At 62.2% G+C, this 3,675-nt stretch carries 2 protein-coding genes; both read right to left on the reverse strand.

What is annotated here, in order from left to right; genetic code table 11:
- On the reverse strand, nucleotides 1–1,506 hold a 1,506-nt coding region (locus tag VMA74_RS12345; RefSeq protein WP_325367344.1), incomplete at its 3' end, for a glycoside hydrolase family 3 N-terminal domain-containing protein.
- 228 nt (nucleotides 1,507–1,734) lie between these two features.
- Nucleotides 1,735–3,330: a DUF5597 domain-containing protein gene (locus VMA74_RS12350; RefSeq protein WP_325367346.1), complete on the reverse strand. Its 1,596-nt coding sequence runs from the start codon at nucleotides 3,328–3,330 to the stop codon at nucleotides 1,735–1,737.
- Nucleotides 3,331–3,675: the final 345 nt, after the last annotated feature.

A 3,675-nucleotide genomic window follows, 5' to 3' on the forward strand; every position in this document is an offset into this window, starting at 1 on the left:
GTAGAGCGTGTACGTGTCCTCACTGGCGGCCGCGGCAAGGAACAGGTACTTGCCATCATGCGTGGGCAGGAAGCGACCGCTCCAGCGAATGCTTTGCCGGTGCGTGGCGGGCGTGGTCCACAGCTCCGGCTTCCACTGGTCCACCTGCGGATCGACCGTGCTGTTGCTCGGCTTGCCCTGGAACGCGTCGTTGGCGAAGGTTTCCTTGAGCAGGCCAGGCTTGTCGTCCGGCGTGCTGAAACCGCCCTTCTTGAACACTTCCATCGCCGAAGGCAGGCCCCGGCTGTACAGCACGTTGACCTTGTCGCCCACCAGGTGCGTGATGCCGGTGAGCACGCTTTGCGCCTGGAAGGTGTCGATATGCGAACTGCCGCCGGCGCTGCTGACCGCCGGGTCGGCGTTCGGGCCGATCACCGCGACGGTCTTGACGCTGGCATCGAACGGCAACACGTTGTGCTCGTTTTTCAGCAGCACCAGGCCTTCCAGCGCGTCCCTCAGCGCCACCTGGTCGTTCTTGAGGCTATACAGCGGCAGCGATAGATCCTTCTGCGGGCGGTCGAGAAAACCGAAGCGCACGGCGGTGCGCAGAATGCGGCGTACCTTGTCGTCGAGCATGGCCTGCGAAAGCTTGCCGCTGCGCAGGTTGCTCAAGATCAGTTCGGGCTTCATCGCATCCGGCGCGGGCATTTCCAGGTCGAGGCCGGCGTTGAAGGCTTTCAGCCCGTCGTGCGTGGCGCCCCAGTCGGACATGAAGATGCCGTTGAAACCCCAATCCTTCTTGAGGATGTCGTAGCTGATCGTGCGGTTCTCAGCCAGGTAATCGCCGTTGACCAGGTTGTAGCTGCTCATCACCGCGCCGACGTGGCCCTGCTTTACGGCCATCTCGAAGGCAGGCAGATAGATTTCGCGCAGCGTGCGCTCGTCGATATGCGTGTCGAGATGGCGGCGGTCGTATTCGGAGTTGTTGGCGACGAAATGCTTTACCGTCGCCACCACGCCTTGCGATTGCACGCCTTCGATCAAGCCGACCGCCATGCTGCCGGCCAGCAGCGGATCTTCGCCGTAATACTCCATGTTGCGGCCGTTCTGCGGCGCGCGGTACATGTTCACGCCCGGCCCAAGCAGGAAGCCGACACCGCGCGCACGTGCATCGCGGCCCATCGCTGCACCGACGTCCTTGGCCAGGTTCGGATCCCACGATGCAGCCAGCCCTATGCCGGCCATGTAGGCGGTCGATGGGCCCGGTGCGCGCACGCCATAAGGGCCATCGGACATGGTCATCGCAGGCAAGCCGATGTTCGGTTCGGCGTGCGTGGAGAAATTGTCCACGCCGCCGAGCAGTTCGACTTTTTGTTCAAGCGTTAGCTTGGCGAGCATGGCGTTGACATGTTGCTCGACGGCGGGGGTATCGGGCAACGGGGTGGTGTCGGCGGCGTAGGCGGTGCTGCAGACGGCGAGTGCCATGCACAGCGGCAGGGCGAGCTGTTTCAGAATCCGGTGATGCATGGAGCAGAGTTTCCTGAGTTGAAGTGCTCCGAACTTAAGGATGTTCCCGTCGTCATTCCGGCGCATGCCGGAATCCAGTTTCAATACGTCGTGCGAAGCACACAAAACTTTTATGTTGCGTGCTGCGCACGTCATTCTTCACTGGATTCCGGCGTTCGCCGGAATGACGGCTCGCTCTGAATGAGCATTGAAGCTGCCCCTGAGTTCGGACTCTTGAAATGGTAATGATCAATACGTCGCCAACTTCACATGCAACACCTGCGGCCGGTCAGTGAAATTGAGGCCCCAATCCGTCTGATCCCCGTTCCACAAGCGCATGAAGTTCCAGCGCCCCTGGCTGTCGTAATGCCCTTCTTCCACGCGCTCCATCATGAAGTGCTCGTGCTCCCTGCCCTTGCCCGGCATGAAATCGACGCGCGCGAAATAGCCAGTGACGAGGTATTCGTCTTTGCCGAGCTGCGCGATCAGCACACCGCCCTTCGGTGTCGCACTACCCGGCGGCGTGTTGTTGCCGAACTGCGGCAGGCCATAGGAAACGGTCGCGCGCCAATCGCCCATGTCCACCACCTGGCTGTGCGTCTGCTCCGGTTCGGAAACGCCCCATACCTTGCCGGCAAGACTCAAGCGGGCGATCAATTCGCCCATCGGCTGCAGCAGCCGGTTGGTCATCGCAAACGGCTCGAAGGTCGCGTCGTCCGCCGTCTTTGCGCCCAACGGCCAGTTGGAGAAGCCGGTGTAGTCGATGCCGAACACCGAAAAGCCGATACCTTGATGGCCCAGCGTGGCGAAGATGTAGCGCGCATACGGCGGGTCATTGCCAGTCTCGGTCACTACCAGCGGGTTGTCAGGCCGCGCATACAGCCCGAGCGCAGCGGTGTAGCGCGCGTAGTCGTGCCAGTAGAGATCCGGGCCGATCATGTCGATGGCCGGAGCGGCCACCTTCCAGATGAAGAGCACATTCTGCGAAGGACCGCCGCTGGAGTGGCTCGCCGGGGGACTCGGATGCACGGGATCGCTCACGACTGCATTGGCGTACATCGCCAGCGGATACACCGCCTTGCCGGCCGCCGCCACCTGGCCGATGAAACGCGACACCGACCAGGCCTCGAAGTATTCCGCCGCGTCCTTGCCGAACACTTGAGTCCAGGTGCCGGCCGGCTTGTGCGCGGCCTTCAGCACCACCGCCGGCACCTGCTGTGCGAAGGCAGCGTTGGCCGCAGGCGAGTAATCGCGATCGGTGCCGTAGCTGCCCGATTCGTTCTCCACCTGCACCAGGATGACGGTGTGCTGCGTGCCGTCGACGTCACGCAAATGCGTCATCAACTGCACGAACGCCTTGCGATCGGCATCCAGCGTGGCGGCGGCGAGCGGCGACAAGGAGTTGAGCTGCTTGCCGTCCTGCGTGATGACGCGCGGAAAACGCTTGTTGTCCAGTTTCACCCAGCTCGGCGCATAGCTGGGGCTGTTGTTCTTCCAGGTGCCGAACCATAGCAAGGCCAGGCGCACCTTATGTTCGCGCGCTTGCGCCAGCAGCGTATCGAGAAAGCTGAAATCGAAATGTCCTTCCGTGGGCTCGATCTGCTCCCACGCGATCGGCACCATCACGGTGTTGGCCTGCTCGTGGTCGATCGCGGGCCACACTTGATCCAGCATGGCTGGCCAGTTGCTGGAGTTGTTGACTTGTGCGCCGAGCAGCAGGAAGGGCTTGCCGTCGACGATGAAGGCGTGGCGGCCGTTTTCGGTGATGAAGTGGGGGATGTTGTTCGGTGCCTCGGCGGAAGCAGGCTCGGACAGGCCAATGGCGAAAAGCGTGGCGAGGGCCATCCAGGTGCACATGACTCGACAGCGTAACGTGGCTTGCATGCAAAGCTCCAAAATCGCAGGAAACAGTCCCCTCCCCTGCGTGCAGGGGAGGGTTAGGGTGGGGTGCGAGCGCAGCGAGCGGCGAGGGCGTGACATCGCTGCAAAACATCATTTTCGGAAAGGTTTTGCTGCGCGCTAAAGCACAAGCAACCCCACCCCAGCCCTCCCCTACTGTCGCAGGGGAGGGAGTTGATCACGACATGCACACACATCCCGCTGTTCATGGCTTCTGCGAAGGATCGCCATAAAACACCCCTCGCCCGCTTGTCGCGAAATACACCCGCCCGAACACGCGCGGATCGCCGG

The organism is Dyella sp. (genome assembly GCF_035508675.1).
Classification (GTDB): domain Bacteria; phylum Pseudomonadota; class Gammaproteobacteria; order Xanthomonadales; family Rhodanobacteraceae; genus Dyella_B.

Coding starts and splice junctions, on each gene's coding strand:
- VMA74_RS12350 (WP_325367346.1), bottom strand. CDS start 3,330: ATGGCCCTCGCCACGCTTTTCGCCATTGGCCTGTCCGAGCCTGCTTCC.